Genomic DNA, 18,557 nt, shown 5'->3' on the forward strand with positions numbered 1-18,557 from the left:
GCAACGCTTGGAGCTCAACCTTCCGTGCCCGTTCTGCGTCTTCCGTTTCTCCCTGCCACGGCAGGTAAACAGCACTGGGGCAACCTGCCCGGTGCCGCCCTGAGCCTGGCCATTGCCGAGGCCGCCAGCGCTGCCAAGCGCTTTACCCTGCTGCTGACCGCCGACAGCCAGAGCGCCGAGCGGCTGGAGCAGGAGCTGGGTTTCTTCGCCCCGGATCTGCCGGTTCTGCATTTTCCGGACTGGGAAACCCTGCCCTACGATCTGTTCTCGCCGCACCAGGACATCATTTCCCAGCGAATCGCCAGCCTTTATCGGTTGCCGGAGCTCAGTCATGGCGTTTTGGTAGTGCCCATCACCACGGCCCTACATCGCCTGGCCCCAACCCGATTCCTGCTCGGCAGCAGCCTGGTGCTGGATATCGGCCAGAAGCTGGATGTGGAGCAGATGCGTACCCGACTGGAGGCCAGCGGCTACCGTTGCGTCGACACGGTGTACGAGCATGGCGAGTTCGCGGTGCGTGGCGCCTTGATCGACCTGTTCCCGATGGGCAGCAAGCTGCCTTATCGCATCGACCTGTTCGATGACGAAATCGAGACCCTGCGTACCTTCGACCCGGAAAACCAGCGCTCCATCGACAAGGTTCAGTCGGTCCGCCTGCTCCCCGCCAAGGAATTCCCGTTGCAGAAAGACGCCGTGACCCGCTTCAAGGCGCGGTTTCGCGAGCGCTTCGACGTGGATTTTCGTCGCTGCCCGATCTTCCAGGACCTGAGCAGCGGGATCACCCCCGCCGGCATCGAGTATTACCTGCCGCTGTTCTTCGAAGAGACCTCCACCCTGTTCGATTACCTGCCCCAGGACACCCAGGTGTTCTCCTTGCCCGGCATCGAACAGGCAGCGGAAAACTTCTGGAACGACGTGCGTAATCGCTACGAAGAACGTCGCGTCGACCCTTCCCGTCCTTTATTGCCGCCCGCCGAGTTGTTCCTGCCGGTGGAAGACTGCTTTGCCCGTCTCAAGAACTGGCCACGGGTGGTGGCAAGCCAACAGGACGTGGAGCCCGGCGTCGGCCGTGAACGCTTTCCCGCCAAGGCCCTGCCGGACCTGGCAATCGAAGCCAAGGCCACGCAGCCGATGGCGGCGCTGGCCGGTTTTCTCGACGAGTTTCCCGGGCGCGTATTGTTTACCGCTGAATCCGCCGGGCGGCGCGAAGTGCTGCTGGAACTGCTCGATCGCCTGAAACTGCGGCCGAAAACGGTCGACAGCTGGCCGGATTTCGTCGCAAGCAAGGATCGCCTGGCGATCACCATCGCACCGCTGGACGAAGGCCTGGTGCTCGACGATCCGGCGCTGGCGCTGGTGGCCGAAAGCCCGTTGTTCGGCCAGCGCGTCATGCAACGTCGTCGCCGTGAGAAACGTGCCGATGCCGCCAACGACGCCGTCATCAAGAACCTCACCGAGCTGCGCGAAGGCGCGCCGGTGGTGCACATCGACCATGGCGTGGGCCGCTACCTGGGCCTGGCGACACTGGAAATCGACAACCAGGCGGCCGAATTCCTCACTCTGGAATACGCCGAGGGCGCCAAGCTCTACGTGCCGGTGGCGAACCTGCACCTGATCGCACGTTACACCGGCAGCGACGATGCCCTCGCCCCGCTGCATCGCCTGGGCTCGGAAACCTGGCAGAAGGCCAAGCGCAAGGCCGCCGAACAGGTGCGCGACGTGGCCGCCGAACTGCTGGACATCTACGCCCGCCGCGCCGCGCGCGAGGGTTATGCCTTCGCCGACCCGAAAGCCGACTACGAAACCTTCAGCGCCGGCTTCCCGTTCGAGGAAACCGTCGACCAGCAGACCACCATCGAAGCCGTGCGCGCCGACATGCTCGCGCCCAAGCCAATGGACCGGCTGGTGTGCGGCGATGTCGGCTTCGGCAAGACCGAGGTGGCGATGCGCGCTGCGTTCATTGCCGTGCACAGCGGCAAGCAGGTCGCCATCCTGGTGCCGACCACCCTGCTCGCCCAACAGCACTACAACAGCTTCCGCGACCGCTTCGCCGATTGGCCGGTGACTGTGGAGGTGATGAGCCGCTTCAAGTCCGCCAAAGACGTGAACGCCGCCGTGGCCGACCTGGCCGAGGGCAAGATCGACATCGTCATCGGCACGCACAAGCTGCTGCAGGACGATGTGAAGATCAAGAACCTCGGGCTGGTGATCATCGACGAAGAACACCGCTTCGGTGTGCGCCAGAAAGAACAGCTCAAGGCCCTGCGCAGCGAGGTCGACATCCTGACCCTGACCGCCACGCCGATTCCGCGCACGCTGAACATGGCGGTGTCGGGCATGCGCGACCTGTCGATCATCGCCACGCCGCCGGCCCGTCGCCTGTCGGTGCGCACCTTCGTCATGGAGCAGAACAAGAGCACGGTCAAGGAAGCCCTGCTGCGCGAGCTGCTGCGCGGCGGCCAGGTCTATTACCTGCACAACGACGTCAAGACCATCGAGAAGTGCGCCGCCGACCTGGCCGAACTGGTGCCGGAAGCACGGATCGGCATCGGCCACGGGCAGATGCGCGAACGCGAACTCGAACAGGTAATGAGCGACTTCTACCACAAGCGCTTCAACGTGCTGATCGCCTCGACCATCATCGAGACCGGTATCGACGTGCCGAGCGCCAACACCATCATCATCGAGCGCGCCGACAAGTTCGGCCTGGCCCAGTTGCACCAGTTGCGCGGCCGGGTCGGGCGCAGTCATCACCAGGCCTACGCCTACCTGCTGACACCGCCGCGCCAGCAGATCACCCCCGACGCTGAAAAACGCCTGGAGGCCATCGCCAATACCCAGGACCTGGGGGCCGGTTTCGTGCTCGCCACCAATGACCTGGAAATCCGCGGTGCCGGCGAACTGCTGGGGGACGGCCAGAGCGGGCAGATCCAGGCCGTGGGTTTCACTCTCTATATGGAAATGCTGGAACGGGCGGTCAAGTCGATCCGCAAGGGCGAACAGCCGAACCTCGACCAGCCCCTGGGCGGCGGGCCGGAAATCAACCTGCGGGTGCCGGCGTTGATCCCGGAGGATTACCTGCCGGATGTCCATGCACGGCTGATTCTCTACAAGCGCATTGCCTCAGCCAGCAACGAGGAGGACCTCAAGGACCTGCAAGTGGAGATGATCGACCGCTTCGGCCTGTTGCCGGAACCGACCAAGAACCTGGTGCGAACGACGCTGCTCAAGCTCCAGGCCGAACAACTTGGCATCAAGAAAGTCGACGGTGGCCCCAATGGCGGCCGGATCGAGTTCGCAGCCCAGACCCCGGTCGATCCGTTGGTGCTGATCAAGCTGATCCAGGGCCAGCCCAAGCGCTACAAGTTCGAAGGTGCCACGATGTTCAAGTTCATGGTGCCCATGGAGCGCCCGGAAGAACGTTTCAATACCGTAGAAGCGCTGTTCGAGCGCCTCACCCCGACCACTGCTTGAAGGACGCCCCATGCGCCTGTTTCGTTCACTGACCTTGCTGCTGACCCTGGTCGCTCCCCTGGCGTCTGCCGACGACCTGTATCAGGTTGAAATGATTCTGCTGCGCCAGAACGCCGAACCGGTGATTATCAGCCGTGCCGCTCCGGAAGACTGGGACGCCGGCGCGCAACGCCTGCCCGCCGACAGCCAGCGCACCCCGGCGCTGGGGAACATCGTGGATAAACTCAACGCCAGCGGCCAATACACTGTGTTGATGCACAAGGCCTGGCAGCAGAACCTCGGTGAACAGGGCAGCAAAGTCGCCATCAGCGACGGCGTCGAGCAGTTCGGCCAATTTCCCATCGAAGGCACCCTGGGGCTGAAATTGGGGCGCTTCACCGATGTGGATGCCGACTTCTGGATCAACCGGATCGATGCCAATGGCCTGGTCACCGCGAGTGAACGCCTGAAGCAGAACAGCCACACCAAGAACGGCCAACTCAACTACCTCGACAACGGCCAGCTGGCCCTGCTGATCAAGATCACCTCACTGACCGCGCCCGCTCCACGGCAGGCACCTGACGTCATTCCGGACTGATCGGCGCGCCTATGCCCTCGCCCCTGAGCAAACCGCTGGCACCTTCCTGGGTCAATCGATTCAAGGAACAGAGCCTGGAGCGCGGGCGCCGCTACGCACTGGAGAACCGCGTCAGGATCGTCGAGGCCGGAGAAAGCACCATCACCGCCAGTTGTGAAGGCTCTGGCGGCAGTGTTTATCGCCAAACCATACGCCTTAAAGAGTCAGCCAAGGGCACGCTGATCCTGCTCGAAGCCGCGTGCTCCTGTCCGGTGCGTATCAACTGCAAGCATTGCGCGGCGGTGTTGCTGCAAGTTCAGGAAACCCTGGCTTATCCGGCGGCCGAGAAAGACGCCCAGTTGTTGGAGAAACTCCAGGCAGTGCTGGACAATCGCAATCCCAAGGCCCCGCCGCAGGTGCTGGTGGACAACGTTCAACCGCTGCCGCGCCTGTGGCTGGCGAGCATTGAGTTCAGCGCTTTCGAGCCGCGTAATGGCAAGATGCAGCGCTACATCCAGCACCGCGCCGCGCTGTCGTTCAGCTACCTGGACGAGTACGTCAGCGGCCAACGCAACACCGACGTGCTGATTCGCCAGGAAACCCAAACGCTGCGGATAAAACGCCACACCGATGTGGAGCAGTCCTACCGCGAGCAGCTACGAATCCTCGGTTTCAAGATCGCGACCCGGCAAAGCAAGGCCCTGCCGGAAAGTGCCGGCGAACTGTACGAGATGGTCAACGACAGCGCCTGGCTGACGTTCACCCTCAATGATCTGCCGAAACTGCGCAACCAGGGCTGGGAGCTGCAGATCGACGAGGATTTCGGCTTCGACCTGACCGCCGTGGACGACTGGTATGCCACTGTCGAGGAAACGCCGGAGCGGGACTGGTTCGACCTGGAGCTGGGAATCATCGTCAACGGTGAGCGATTGAGCCTGTTGCCGATCCTGTTGAACCTGATGCGCTCGCACATCGAACTGTTCAACCCGGAACGCCTGGCAAGGCGTCGCGATGACGAACTTATCCTGGTCAACTTACCGAACCGTCCGAATTCGGAGTTCGGCCCGCAACAAGTGGCCCTGCCCTACGGCCGGCTGAAACCGGTGCTGGCCACCCTGGGCGAGTTTTACCTGAACGAACCCGGCACCACCAAGCTGCGCCTGAACAGCGCCGACGCCTTGCGCCTCAATCCGCTGCAAGACGAGCCCCTGCGCTGGGAAGGCGGCGAACACATTCGCGGCCTGGCCCAACGCCTGCGGGACATCAAGGACTACACCGCCACCGTGCCGGAGGGCCTGAACGCGACGCTGCGGCCTTATCAACTCGAAGGCTTGAGTTGGATGCAGTCGCTGCGGCAACTGGAAGTCGGCGGCATCCTCGCGGACGACATGGGCCTGGGCAAGACCCTGCAGACCCTGGCGCACATTCTCAGCGAAAAGAACGCCGGTCGCCTCGACCGTCCCTGCATGGTGGTGATGCCCACCAGCCTGATTCCCAACTGGCTCGACGAAGCGGCTCACTTCACGCCGCAATTGAAAGTGCTGGCCCTGTATGGCGCCGGGCGCAAGAAACACTTCGAACGGCTGGCCGACTACGACCTGGTGCTCACCACCTATGCCTTGCTGCCCAAGGACGTCGAACGCCTGAAGATGCAGCCATTGCATGTGCTGATCCTCGATGAAGCCCAGTACATCAAGAACCCTACCAGCAAGGCCGCCCAAGCCGCCCGTGAACTCGATGCCCGGCAACGGTTGTGCCTGTCCGGCACGCCCCTGGAAAATCACCTGGGCGAGCTGTGGTCACTGTTTCACTTTCTCTTGCCCGGATGGCTCGGGGACGTGAAGAGTTTCAATCGCGATTACCGCGTACCCATCGAAAAGCGCGGCAGCGACGCCAGGCTGCAACACCTCAATGGCCGGGTAAAACCCTTCCTGCTGCGCAGGACCAAGGAGCAAGTGGCGACGGAATTGCCACCCAAGACCGAGATCGTCCATTGGGTCGAACTCAGCGATGCCCAGCGGGATGTCTACGAAACCATGCGCCTGGCCATGGACAAGAAAGTGCGCGACGAAATCACCCGCAAGGGCGTCGCCCGCAGCCAGATCATCATTCTTGAAGCGCTGCTCAAGCTGCGCCAGGTGTGTTGTGACCTGCGGCTGATCAGCGACGCCCCGCCCGTTCGAGGCAGCACTTCAGGCAAGCTCGACAGCCTGATGGAGATGTTGGAGGAGCTGTTTGAAGAAGGTCGGCGGGTGCTGCTGTTTTCCCAGTTCACGTCCATGTTGACGCTCATCGAGGATGAGCTGAAAAAACGCGGTGTGGACTACGCCATCCTGACTGGCCAGACCCGGGACCGACGGACTCCCGTCAAGGAATTCCAGAGCGGCAAGCGTAAGATCTTTCTGATCAGCCTGAAGGCGGGTGGTGTAGGCCTGAACCTGACCGAAGCCGACACGGTGATCCACTACGACCCCTGGTGGAATCCGGCAACGGAGAACCAGGCAACCGACCGGGCTTATCGCATCGGCCAGGAGAAGCCGGTGTTCGTCTACAAGCTGATCGCGCGGGGCACCGTGGAAGAAAAAATCCAGCTGCTGCAGAAGGAGAAATCCGATCTCGCCGCCGGCGTGCTCGACGGGCGCGTAACCGGCGACTGGAAACTGCAGAGCGATGATATCGAGGCGTTGTTCGCGCCTTTGCCGGATAAGCTGGCGAAGCGCTGAGGCCCGTTGGTGGCGGCCTGATACCTGTGGGAGCCGAGTTTACTCGCGATGGCGTTACATCAACACCCTCGCCAAGGTCGACTTCACCTTCCCCATCCCGTCATGCAATGCCTGCTCGATCTCCGCCATGGTGATCACCGCAGTGGACTTGCCCGCCGCCGGATTCACCACCAGGGCCAGACACGCGTAGTCCAGCTCCAGTTCGCGAGCCAGCGCCGCCTCCGGCATGCCGGTCATGCCGACGATGTCGCAGCCGTCACGTTCCAGGCGGGCGATTTCGGCCACGGTTTCCAGGCGTGGCCCCTGGGTGCAGGCGTATACGCCATGACTACTGTAGCTGCAGCCTTCGGCCGCGAGGGCGGCGATCAGTTTCTGACGCAGCGATTCGCTGTAGGGGTAGCTGAAATCGATGTGGGTGACCGCTTCCAGATCATCAGCGAAATAGGTGTGCTGGCGACCGCTGGTGTAATCGATCAATTGATGCGGCACGCAGAAGTGCCCGGTGCCCATCGCCGCATGGATCCCACCCACGGCATTGACCGCCAGAATCGCCTCGGCGCCAGCCTGCTTCAGCGCCCAGAGATTGGCGCGATAGTTCACCTGATGGGGGGGCAGCCGGTGGGGATGACCATGGCGAGCCAGGAACAACACTTCGCGTCCGGCGTAGTCGCCGATCTGAATGTCGGCCGACGGTGGGCCATAAGGCGTATCTACCGCCAGGGACCGGCGAATGGTCAGGCCTTCGAGCTGGGTCAGGCCAGTGCCGCCGATAATTGCGTAAACGGTCATGACAAAACGTCCTTAATCAATCAATTGGGCGGCTTTCAGCGCGCCGATTGCCGTCAGCCAGCGTGGATCCTGGCGGTATTCGGTGGTGGCGAAGGCCTGGCCGCGCATGCGTGAGATCCGCGCCGACGGCTTGACCTTCAGGCGCTGGGCGGCGCTCAAGGCCAGCTCCGCGGCAGCACGGTCGTTGCACACCAGCCCCATGTCGCAACCGGCCGACAATGCGGCCTCGATACGGCTGGCGGCATCGCCGACCACGTGGGCGCCCGCCATCGACAGGTCATCACTGAAAATCACGCCATCGAATTGCAGTTCCCCGCGCAGGATGTCCTGCAGCCAGCGTCGGGAAAAACCTGCCGGGTTGGCATCGACCTGGGGATAGATCACATGGGCTGGCATCACCGCGGCCAGTTGCTTGCTCAATCGGGCAAAGGGCATCAGGTCATTGGCGCGGATCTGCTCAAGGCTGCGTTCATCGTTGGGAATCGCCACGTGAGAGTCAGCCTCGGCCCAGCCATGGCCAGGAAAATGCTTGCCGGTCGCGGCCATGCCGGCCGCTCGCATGCCGCGAATGAATGCACCGGCCAACAACACGACGCGCTCCGGATCGCCCTCGAAGGCCCGACTGCCAACCACCGCGCTGCGCTGATAATCGAGATCCAGCACGGGGGCAAAGCTCAGGTCGAGCCCCACCGCCAGCACTTCGGTCGCCATGATCCAGCCGCACTGCTCAGCCAGGTATTCGGCATTCGGGTTATCGGCAATCGCCCGCATCGCCGGCAATCGCACAAACCCCTGGCGCAGACGCTGAACACGCCCGCCCTCCTGATCGACCGCCAGCAACAGGTCAGGACGAACGGCGCGGATCGACGCACTCAGTTCCCGCACCTGGCGTGGATGCTCGATATTACGCGCAAAAATAATCAGCCCACCCACTTCCGGCTGACGCAACAGGTGGCGATCTTCGGCCGTCAGCCAGGTACCGGCGACGTCCACCATCATCGAGCCTTGCAGGCCAGCAGTCATAGCATTTCCTTAGTTACGATGAACCCGCATGGCAGTAACGACACGACCGCGCCACCAAGTACCAGGCCCGGTAGGTCGCGGTCGTGCGATGACCATTTGAAACGGGTTCGAAACGAGAGTCGGCATGGGCGGCTAGCTTAGCGGATGTGGGCAGCCGCGCCCACCCGTTCACGCCTTGGCGAGGGTCGGCGTGGATTTGTTGCGTGGACGCAACTGAGCGGCCGCCATGGCGTCATCGGTGACGCCGCTTTCGGCGCGCATGCCGGCCGCCAGGAAGGGTACCATCAGGCGCATCACCTGCTCGATGGAAGTATTCACACCGAAGTCGGTCTCGGCGATTGCCCTCAGGGCCTTGATGCCGGACATGCTGAACGCGGCGGCGCCAAGCATGAAATGCACGCGCCAAAACAGCTCGATCGGCGGGATCCGGGGCGCAGCTTCGTTGACCAGGAGCATATAGCGGCGGAACACCTTGCCGTACATGTCTTCCAGGTAACGCCGCAGGTGCCCCTGACTCTGACTGAATGCCAGGCCCAACAGGCGCATGAAAATGGACAGATCGTTACCGCTGCGCGGCTGCACGGCGAGCGCCTGCTCGACCAGCATTTCCAGCAGCTCTTCCAGTGAGGGCTTGACGTCGGGCTTGGCCTGGCGACGTTCCAGTTCGCGGTCGAGGCTGAGACAGAAAGGCCCGAGGAACCGCGAGAACACCGCCTGGATCAACGCCTTCTTCGAACCGAAGTGATAGTTCACCGCCGCCAGGTTGACCCCGGCCTTGCTGGTGATCAGGCGCAACGAGGTTTCGGCGAAACCTTTTTCCGCGAACAGCTGTTCCGCAGCATCGAGAATGCGTTCAACGGTTTCCGACTGGGCCATGGTTACTCCGCCTGACAAACACTTGTTTGAAACATACGTTTCGACCTTGGGGTTGTCAAGCCTGGCGGGACGTTTTGCGAACGCCCGGTCAGCTATTTAACCACACCTTTGCAGGCGGTTGCCCAAGTGGCGTGAACCACCCGATCGACCGTCCAGCGGCCCGCGAAAAAAGGAGGATTGCCAAGCGGCGCTCACTGTATATAATCCCAGTCACTGTATAAAAAGACAGAGCGATCAATATGCTAAAGCTGACGCCACGCCAAGCAGAGATTCTGGCCTTCATCAAGCGCTGCCTCGAGGACAACGGCTATCCGCCGACCCGCGCGGAAATCGCTCAGGAACTGGGCTTCAAGTCGCCCAATGCGGCTGAAGAACACCTCAAGGCACTGGCCCGCAAGGGCGCGATTGAAATGACCCCGGGTGCATCCCGCGGCATTCGCATTCCCGGTTTCGAAGCCAAGGCCGACGAAACCACCCTACCGATCATCGGCCGTGTGGCGGCGGGTGCTCCGATCCTCGCCCAGCAGCATGTCGAGGAGTCCTGCAACATCAACCCTGCCTTTTTCCATCCACGAGCCGACTACCTGCTTCGCGTACACGGCATGAGCATGAAGGACATCGGCATCTTCGACGGCGACCTGCTGGCGGTACACACCACTCGCGAAGCTCGCAACGGCCAGATCGTGGTGGCGCGCATCGGCGACGAAGTCACCGTCAAGCGCTTCAAGCGCGATGGCAGCAAGGTCTGGCTGATTGCCGAGAACCCTGAATTCGCGCCCATCGAGGTGGACCTGCAAGAACAGGATCTCGTCATCGAAGGCTTGAGCGTCGGCGTTATCCGCCGCTAAAGGAGGCTTTATGCAGTTCCCCCACACACCACAGCACACACAACTTCCGTTGTTCGAGGCTTTCATGGCCCAGCCGCTGGTTCCAGTCCTGAAAGATGTGATTGAAGCGCCCTGGGGCGTCGAACCCGAGGCCTTCAGTGAACTGTCACTGCGTGGTGCAGCCGGGAACTGCCTGAATCTGCTGGCACCGATCCTGCGGGAACTGAGCCAGGACCAGGAAGCCCGCTGGTTGACGCTGATCGCACCGCCGGCCAGTGTCACACAGGCCTGGTTGCGGGACGCCGGTCTTAATCGCGAGCGAATCCTGCTGCTGCAACCACGGGGCACCCAAAGCGCTCAACAGCTGACATGCGAAGCCTTGCGTCTGGGTCGCAGCCATACAGTGGTCAGCTGGCTCAACCCGTTGAGCTCAACGGCACGACAACAGTTGATCAGCGCCGCTCGTACCGGGGACGCACAGAGCCTGAACATTCGGTTGGGCTAAGACAAACCCAGGGGCTTCTCCAGGACAGGGAAGCCAGGCAACAACACTACTTCAGGGAAACCGACAAACGGGATCAATGCAGAACCCGCGGTCCCTCTTCTTCCTTGTTGTTGAATTCGCCCTCAACCAGGCGGCCGGCCATCTGGACACCTACGCTCAGCATCGCCTTGGCGACTTCGACGTGTTGGCCTTGCAGGAATGCCTTGGCATCTTCGGAGAAGCTCAGAGTCACCAGGGAACCCTCGTCCTCAGCCCTGCGCAGCTCGATACGGCCATCAGGAAGTTCGACAATTTCTAGAAAGGACGTTGGCATAAAAGTCTGTTCTCCACGAAAGGCGAGGATTATATAGTCATCGGCCAGGCTTCGCTCGGGATCTTGACCAAGCGTTATCAATGAGGGGCTTGGGCTGAAAGAAAACTCAGCACTCGTTCAACCCTTCACGGAAGCGCAATGCCAGGCTCTTGAGGTTCTGACGCCAGCTCTCCAACTCTTCCCGGTTGAGCTCTTGCTCGGGCTCTTCTTCATCCAGATTGACCGCTACGATCAACGGCTGGGTCACGTCACCCTTGGGCTTGCGAGGGGCTCGTGGCGGCTGGAACAACGCCGCATAGGCTGCCAGCAACTTGGCCAGCCAGGTTTGCGGGTTCTGAGCCAATTCGATCATTTCAGCCAGCTCCGGGATGGCAATATCCTGAAGCACTTCCCGGGTCAGAAGCAGTTCGGCCCGCGGGGTGCTCGCCAGGGGCAGTCGATAGAAGCCGGCAATTTCATGGCACAAGCCCAGTAACGCACCGTACAGGTGAAACAGGGCCGACTCCCGTCCGGCCTGGAGCAGCGCCGGGGAGTTCATCGCGCGCCCATCCTCGGTCCTGGCGAGCGCTTCGAGCGACAGGCCCGCGAAGTAGATTTTCTGATTGGTGCGGGTATAGAGCTCGTGAGCCATGACGGCATTCTCCCAACGACATGAAAGCTTCAAGCAAGGGCGACAGTGTCGTGGATCAACCAAGGCACCGCAACCAAAAACAAAAAGGGCCGCATGAAAACCTGCGAGGTTGTCATGCGGCCCTTTGTCATTTGGCGTAGCGGGGGACGGCTGCGCCGTCCAGCGGGAGCAAGCTCCCTCATCCCAGCAAGCCCCTCGTCAAAACTGCTCCCCTGCCAGGAAGGCACTACCAATCAGCGCTTGTCTTCCACCGTCCATTTACCGCCGTCGTAGTACGCCTTCCAGCCCGTAGGCTTGCCGTCGACCTCGGTCTGCACGTACTGCTCCTTGGTCTTGCGGCTGTAGCGAATCACCGCCGGGCGACCGTCCGGATCCTTCTGCGGTGCTTCGCAGAGGAAATGGTACTTCGGATCGATCTCGTCCTTGTGCGGCAAGAGTTCCATCACCAAGGGTGCGCGGGTCTCGCGGTTTTTCGGAAACTGACTGGCCGCAAGGAACAGGCCGGACGCACCATCACGCAGGATGTAGGTGTCGTTGACCTTCTCGCACTTGAGCTCCGGCATTTTCACCGGGTCCATCTTCGGCGGCGCGGCGTCACCACTCCTGAGCAGCTTGCGCGTGTTCTTGCAGGTCGGGTTGGTACAACCGAAGAATTTGCCGAAACGGCCGGTCTTGAGCTGCATCTCGCTGCCACACTTGTCGCATTCAAGGCTCGGCCCTTCATAGCCCTTGATGCGATAGGTGCCCTCTTCGATTTCGTAACCCGCGCAATCCGGGTTGTTACCGCAGATGTGCAGCTTGCGCTTTTCATCCAGCAGATAGGCATCCATCGCCGTGCTGCAGATCGGGCAGCGATGCTTGCCACGCAGCACCAGGGATTCGGACTCGCCCTCGTCGTCCGCGGCGATTTCATCGCCGGGCACCAGGTTGACCGTCGCCTTGCAGCGTTCCTTGGGAGGCAGGCTGTAGCCCGAGCAACCCAGAAAGACGCCGGTGGAAGCCGTACGGATCTGCATCGGCCGACCGCAGGTCAGGCAAGGAATATCGGTCATCACCGGTTGGTTCGCCCGCATGCCACTGTCAGGGCTTTCGGCCACTTCGAGTTTTTTCTTGAAGTCGCCATAGAACTCATCGAGGACGTTCTTCCAGTCCCGCTCACCCTGGGCCACATCGTCGAGATGCTCTTCCATACCGGCGGTGAAGCCGTAGTCCATCAGATTCGAGAAGCTTTCGGACAACCGCTCGGTCACGATGTCGCCCATCTTTTCCGAATAGAAGCGACGGTTGTGCAGCGCCACGTAACCGCGATCCTGGATGGTCGAAATGATCGCCGCATAGGTCGAAGGACGACCGATGCCGCGTTTTTCCATTTCCTTGACCAGGCTGGCTTCCGAGTAACGAGCCGGCGGCTTGGTGAAATGCTGGGTCGGATCGAGCTTGATCAGCTTCATCACATCGCCCTGGGCCATGTCCGGCAAGACATCATCGTCCCCAGGCTTGGTGATCTGCGGCATGACGCGGGTGTAACCGTCAAACTTGAGAATGCGGCCCTTGGCGCGCAGCTCGAAATCCCCAGCACCGACACTGACGGTGGTGGACAGATACTGCGCCGGCAGCATCTGGCAAGCCAGGAACTGGCGCCAGATCAGCTCGTAAAGGCGCTCGGCATCGCGTTCCATGCCCGACAACTTGCTCGGCTCGGTGTTGGCATCGGAAGGACGGATCGCTTCGTGAGCCTCTTGTGCGCCTTCCTTGCTGCTATAGACATTCGGCGTGTCCGGCAGGTACTTCTTGCCGAACTCGCTTTCTATATAAGTGCGCGCCATCGCCACGGCATCGGCCGAGAGGTTGGTCGAGTCGGTACGCATATAGGTGATGTAGCCAGCTTCATAAAGACGCTGGGCCATCATCATGGTTTTCTTCACACCGAAGCCCAGGCGGTTGCTCGCGGCCTGCTGCAGTGTGGACGTGATGAACGGTGCCGATGGCTTGCTGCTGGTCGGCTTGTCTTCACGCTTGACGATGCTGTATGTGGAGGCCTTGAGTTTCTCCAGGGCCGCCATGGCCTGGGCTTCGTTCAGCGGCTTGAAGGCTTCGCCTTTTTCCCGAGCCACTTCGAAGCGCACGCTGGCGCCTTTGGCGGTGCCAAGGTCTGCATGGACTTCCCAGTATTCTTCAGGGATGAACGCGCGGATCTCCCGCTCGCGCTCCACCACCAGCTTCACCGCCACCGACTGCACCCGTCCGGCGGACAGGCCACGGGCAATCTTGGCCCACAGCAATGGCGAAACCATGTAGCCAACCACGCGATCGAGGAAACGACGCGCCTGCTGTGCATTGACCCGGTCGATGTCCAGTTCACCCGGCTCGGAGAACGCTTCCTGGATGGCCTTCTTGGTGATTTCGTTGAACACCACCCGCTTGTAGCGGCTGTCATCGCCACCAATGGCTTCGCGCAGGTGCCAGGCAATGGCTTCCCCTTCGCGGTCCAAGTCCGTCGCGAGATAGATGGTGTCGGCATCCTTGGCGAGCCGACGCAGTTCTTCGATGACCTTTTCCTTGCCCGGGAGGATCTCGTACTTGGCTTTCCAGCCGTGTTCCGGATCGACCCCCATGCGTGAGACCAACTGCTTGCGCGCCTTTTCCTTTGCCGACAGCGCCGGCGCTTCACCAGCAGCCGCCTTGCCGCGCTTGGCGGCTGGCTCCTTGCTGGCGCTAGCCGAACCGCTGGTGGGCAGGTCTCGGATATGGCCGATACTCGACTTCACCACGTATTGGTTGCCCAGATACTTGTTGATGGTCTTGGCCTTAGCCGGGGATTCCACAATGACCAGCGATTTGCCCATGGATCAGAAAATTCCTGAATTCTAAAAAGTGAAAGGCGGTTGGCGCCTGACGCGGCACCGCTATATATAGTGGCTGCAAGGTGAGGTCAAGCGCAGGGTTGCCCGCAAGTCGGCCTCAAGGCTTAGCGAAAATGCTCTCTTCGGCCTGCACCAAAGCAAAGCGCGGCACTTGTTCGCCGTCAACCTCGACGGACTCCTGGAACATGCTCAAGGGACGCACCCAAAAGCCGTAATCGCCATACAGGGCTTGATAGAAGACCACTTCTTCCTCGGTTTCGGAATGCCGCGCAATGCTGAACACGCGGTACTGCGGACCTTTGTAATGCTGGTAGAGCCCAGGTTGTATCGGCATGCTTCGGCCCTCACTGAAATCTTTTCAAAATAAAAACAAAATTTTCTTTTAAACCCGGAAAAACAAAAACCGGGGCACTTGGCCCCGGCTTCCATCGACGCAACGCTTAGACGCGTTCGAAGACAGTGGCGATGCCCTGGCCGAGGCCAATGCACATGGTGGACACGCCAAAAGTGCCGCCGTTCTGTTTCATGACGTTCAGCAACGTGCCGGAGATACGCGCACCGGAGCAACCGAACGGGTGACCCAGGGCGATCGCACCGCCGTGCAGGTTAACCTTCTCGTTCATCTTGTCGAGCACTTTCAGATCTTTCAGCACGGGCAGGGCCTGCGCGGCGAACGCTTCGTTGAGCTCGAAGAAGTCGATATCGGCAATACTCAGGCCGGCACGCTTCAAGGCTTTCTGCGTAGCTGGTACTGGACCATAGCCCATGATCGCCGGGTCCACACCCGCCACGGCCATGGAACGGATCACCGCCATCGGCTGGATGCCCAGGTCCTGGGCACGCTGGGCCGACATCACGATCATGCACGAGGCCCCGTCGGTGATCTGCGACGAAGTACCAGCCGTCACGGTGCCACCCTTCGGATTGAAGGCCGGCTTGAGGGTCGCCAGGCTTTCGAGGGTGGTTTCCGGACGAATGGTTTCGTCGTAGTCGAACAGTTTCAGGAAACCGTTCTCGTCGTAACCCTGCATCGGGATGATCTCATCCTTGAACTTGCCTTCCACGGTCGCCTTGTGGGCCAGTTGATGGGAACGCACGCCAAAGGCGTCCTGCTGTTCACGGGAGATGCCGTGCATCTTGCCAAGCATCTCTGCGGTCAGGCCCATCATGCCCGAGGCTTTTGCCGCGTACAGCGACATGTGCGGGTTCGGGTCGACGCCATGCATCATGCTCACGTGGCCCATGTGTTCGACACCGCCGACGACGAATACATCGCCGTTACCGGTCATGATCGCCTGGGCAGCGGTGTGCAGCGCGCTCATGGACGAACCGCACAGGCGGCTGACGGTCTGACCCGCCGCGGTATGAGGGATCTGGGTCATCAGCGAGGCCATGCGGGCGATGTTCCAGCCCTGCTCCAGGGTCTGGTTCACACAGCCCCAGATCACGTCCTCGACTTCGTTCGGGTCGACCTTGACGTTGCGTTCCAGCAGTTTGCTGATCAGGTGCGCCGACATATCCTCGGCGCGGGTATTGCGGTGCATGCCGCCCTTGGAGCGGCCCATCGGCGTACGACCGAAGTCGACAATCACGACGTCTCTAGGATTCAAGCTCATAAATGTTCTCTCGCTCTAGTCGTTGGGCGCTTAACCGAAGAAGCTCTGGCCATTTTTGGCCATCTCACGCAGCTTCGCGGTGGGGTGGTACAGCGCGCCCAGATCAGCGTACTGGTCAGCCAGGGCAACGAACTCGGCCACACCGATCGAATCGATGTAGCGCAGCGCACCGCCACGGAATGGAGGGAAGCCGATACCGTAGACCAGACCCATGTCGGCTTCGGCGGCGGTCTCGACAATACCATCTTCCAGGCAACGCACGGTTTCGAGGCACAGCGGGATCATCATCCAGTTGATGATGTCTTCGTCAGTGACTTCGCGTTGCTCGTAGACGATCGGCTTGAGCACTTCCAGCACCGACGGATCGGCCACTTTCTTCTGCTTGCCGCGCTTGTCGGTCTCGTAGGCGTAGAAGCCCTTGCCGTTCTTCTGGCCCAGGCGCTTGGCTTCGTAGAGCACATCGACAGCCGAACGACGGTCGTCCTTCATGCGGTCCGGGAAGCCCTCAGCCATGACATCGCGGCCGTGATGGCCAGTGTCGATACCAACCACGTCCATCAGGTAGGCCGGGCCCATCGGCCAGCCGAACTTTTCCATGATCTTGTCGATGCGCACGAAATCCACGCCAGCGCTGACCAACTTGGCGAAACCGCCGAAGTACGGGAACAGCACGCGGTTGACCAAAAAGCCCGGGCAATCGTTGACGACGATCGGGTTCTTGCCCATTTTCTTGGCGTAGGCCACGGTAGTGGCAATCGCCTGTTCGCTGGACTTCTCGCCACGGATCACTTCCACCAGCGGCATCATGTGCACCGGGTTGAAGAAGTGCATGCCGACGAAGTTTTCCGGACGTTTGAGGGCCTTGGCCAGCAGCGAAATGGAGATGGTCGAGGTGTTCGAGGCGAGGATGGTGTCCTCTTTGACTTTGTCTTCGACTTCAGCCAGGACCGCCTGCTTGACCTTCGGGTTCTCGACGACCGCTTCGACCACCAGGTCGACATGGCCGAAATCGCCATAGGACAGGGTCGGACGAATGCCGTTGAGCACTTCGGCCATCTTCGCCGCGGTCATGCGACCTTTGTCGACGCGCCCCACCAGCAGCTTGGCGGCTTCGCCCAGGCCCTGTTCGATGCCATGTTCGTTGATGTCCTTCATCAGGATCGGCGTGCCTTTGGACGCCGACTGGTAGGCGATACCGCCCCCCATGATGCCGGCGCCGAGCACGGCGGCCTGCTTCACGTCACGGGCGATTTCGTCGTAGGCCTTGGCCTTTTTCTTCAGTTCCTGGTCATTGAGGAACAGACCGATCAGGCTTTGTGCAGCAGAGGTCTTGGCCAGCTTGACGAAGCCTGCGGCCTCGGCTTCCAGGGCCTTGTCGCGACCGAAGTTCGCGGCTTTCTGGATGGTCTTGATCGCTTCGACCGGCGCCGGGTAGTTCGGGCCCGCCTGGCCGGCCACGAAACCCTTGGCGGTTTCGAAAGCCATCATCTGCTCGATGGCGTTGAGCTTGAGTTTTTCCAGCTTCGGCTGACGCTTGGCCTTGTAGTCGAACTCGCCGCTGATGGCGCGCTTGATCAACTCAAGAGCTGCTTCCTGGAGCTTGGCAGGTTCGACCACCGCATCCACGGCGCCGACTTTCAGCGCGTCTTCGGCACGGTTTTCCTTGCCGGCGGCAATCCACTCGATGGCGTTGTCGACACCGATCAGGCGCGGCAGGCGCACGGTACCGCCGAAACCCGGGTAGATGCCCAGTTTGACTTCCGGCAGGCCGATCTTGGCGGCGGAAGACATGACGCGATAATCCGCTGCCAGGCACATTTCCAGGCCGCCACCCAGGGCGATGCCGTTGATGGCCGCGACGGTTGGTACGTTGAGATCTTCGAAGTCGCTGAAAATACGGTTGGCTTCGAGGTTGCCAGCGATCAGTTCGGCATCGGGCAGCTTGAAGTTGTCGACGAATTCGGTGATGTCGGCACCGACAATGAAGACGTCCTTGCCGCTGCTGACGATCACACCCTTGATCGAAGCGTCTGCCTTGATAGTGTCCACGGCCTGACGCAATTCATTCAGGGTTAGACGGTTGAACTTGTTGACGGACTCACCCTTGAGATCGAACTTCAGTTCGACGATGCCACTTTCAAGAGCCTTAACCGTGATGGCTTTACCTTCGTAAATCATCAACTGATCTCCACGATATGGAAGCTGAACAGTACACGTTGAACGCTGACCACTGGTTCGGCATTGACGTTACCGTCGATGCTACGCCAATCCGCCAGGCACACCCGTCAACGCGATAGTCGGGGTTCTGTAGGAACCTTCGGAAAATACAAACGCTCAATTCATACGCCCGTTTGATTTGG

14 protein-coding genes are annotated in these 18,557 nt (G+C 60.9%); 5 read left to right on the top strand and 9 right to left on the bottom strand.

Annotated elements, in window-relative coordinates; all coding sequences use genetic code 11:
- The first annotated feature begins 24 nt into the window (after positions 1 to 24).
- The 3 genes from mfd to FBY02_RS05020 are packed head-to-tail and all read left to right on the top strand — an operon-like array spanning position 25 to position 6,753.
- Complete coding sequence (gene mfd, locus FBY02_RS05010; RefSeq protein ID WP_144924141.1) at positions 25 to 3,474, top strand: transcription-repair coupling factor; 3,450 nt, start codon at positions 25 to 27, stop codon at positions 3,472 to 3,474.
- A gap of 10 nt (positions 3,475 to 3,484) precedes the next feature.
- A complete protein-coding gene (locus FBY02_RS05015) occupies positions 3,485 to 4,051 on the top strand; it encodes a CsiV family protein (RefSeq protein ID WP_144924144.1) in 567 nt (188 codons plus the stop codon).
- Between the two features lie 11 nt (positions 4,052 to 4,062).
- Positions 4,063 to 6,753: a DEAD/DEAH box helicase gene (locus FBY02_RS05020; RefSeq protein WP_144924147.1), complete on the top strand. Its 2,691-nt coding sequence runs from the start codon at positions 4,063 to 4,065 to the stop codon at positions 6,751 to 6,753.
- A 54-nt stretch (positions 6,754 to 6,807) separates the two neighbouring features.
- Here FBY02_RS05020 and FBY02_RS05025 read toward each other — a convergent pair whose 3' ends face one another.
- From FBY02_RS05025 to FBY02_RS05035, 3 genes are all read right to left on the bottom strand, one after another.
- Positions 6,808 to 7,542 (bottom strand): S-methyl-5'-thioinosine phosphorylase, encoded by a 735-nt coding sequence (locus FBY02_RS05025; RefSeq protein WP_144924150.1) that lies wholly within the window; start codon positions 7,540 to 7,542, stop codon positions 6,808 to 6,810.
- 12 nt (positions 7,543 to 7,554) lie between these two features.
- Positions 7,555 to 8,553: a beta-N-acetylhexosaminidase gene (gene nagZ / locus FBY02_RS05030; protein WP_178115352.1), complete on the bottom strand. Its 999-nt coding sequence runs from the start codon at positions 8,551 to 8,553 to the stop codon at positions 7,555 to 7,557.
- Between the two features lie 180 nt (positions 8,554 to 8,733).
- The gene (locus tag FBY02_RS05035; protein ID WP_047703815.1) at positions 8,734 to 9,441 is read right to left on the bottom strand and encodes a TetR/AcrR family transcriptional regulator; all 708 of its coding nucleotides are present in this window, start codon (positions 9,439 to 9,441) and stop codon (positions 8,734 to 8,736) included.
- 239 nt (positions 9,442 to 9,680) lie between these two features.
- Here FBY02_RS05035 and lexA point away from each other — a divergent pair, with 239 nt between their 5' ends.
- On the top strand, positions 9,681 to 10,289 hold the full coding sequence (lexA, locus tag FBY02_RS05040) for a transcriptional repressor LexA (protein ID WP_024777918.1): 609 nt from the start codon (positions 9,681 to 9,683) through the stop codon (positions 10,287 to 10,289).
- A gap of 10 nt (positions 10,290 to 10,299) precedes the next feature.
- On the top strand, positions 10,300 to 10,773 hold the full coding sequence (gene sulA / locus FBY02_RS05045; protein WP_047703816.1) for an SOS-induced cell division inhibitor SulA: 474 nt from the start codon (positions 10,300 to 10,302) through the stop codon (positions 10,771 to 10,773).
- Between the two features lie 73 nt (positions 10,774 to 10,846).
- Here sulA and FBY02_RS05050 read toward each other — a convergent pair whose 3' ends face one another.
- The 6 genes from FBY02_RS05050 to fadB form a co-directional block, all read right to left on the bottom strand.
- Positions 10,847 to 11,086 carry a hypothetical protein gene (locus tag FBY02_RS05050; protein ID WP_024777916.1) on the bottom strand — a complete coding sequence of 80 codons (240 nt, stop codon included), beginning with the start codon at positions 11,084 to 11,086 and terminating at the stop codon, positions 10,847 to 10,849.
- A 106-nt stretch (positions 11,087 to 11,192) separates the two neighbouring features.
- Positions 11,193 to 11,717, bottom strand: a complete 525-nt coding sequence (locus FBY02_RS05055; RefSeq protein ID WP_144924156.1) for a DUF6586 family protein — start codon at positions 11,715 to 11,717, stop codon at positions 11,193 to 11,195.
- A 233-nt stretch (positions 11,718 to 11,950) separates the two neighbouring features.
- On the bottom strand, positions 11,951 to 14,563 hold the full coding sequence (gene topA, locus FBY02_RS05060; protein WP_144924159.1) for a type I DNA topoisomerase: 2,613 nt from the start codon (positions 14,561 to 14,563) through the stop codon (positions 11,951 to 11,953).
- Between the two features lie 115 nt (positions 14,564 to 14,678).
- Complete coding sequence (locus FBY02_RS05065) at positions 14,679 to 14,915, bottom strand: DUF1653 domain-containing protein (RefSeq protein WP_047703819.1); 237 nt, start codon at positions 14,913 to 14,915, stop codon at positions 14,679 to 14,681.
- 106 nt (positions 14,916 to 15,021) lie between these two features.
- Complete coding sequence (gene fadA, locus FBY02_RS05070) at positions 15,022 to 16,197, bottom strand: acetyl-CoA C-acyltransferase FadA (protein WP_144924162.1); 1,176 nt, start codon at positions 16,195 to 16,197, stop codon at positions 15,022 to 15,024.
- 30 nt (positions 16,198 to 16,227) lie between these two features.
- Complete coding sequence (fadB, locus tag FBY02_RS05075; RefSeq protein ID WP_144924165.1) at positions 16,228 to 18,375, bottom strand: fatty acid oxidation complex subunit alpha FadB; 2,148 nt, start codon at positions 18,373 to 18,375, stop codon at positions 16,228 to 16,230.
- Positions 18,376 to 18,557 lie beyond the last annotated feature (182 nt).

The organism is Pseudomonas sp. SJZ078, from assembly GCF_007828255.1.
Lineage (GTDB): Bacteria > Pseudomonadota > Gammaproteobacteria > Pseudomonadales > Pseudomonadaceae > Aquipseudomonas.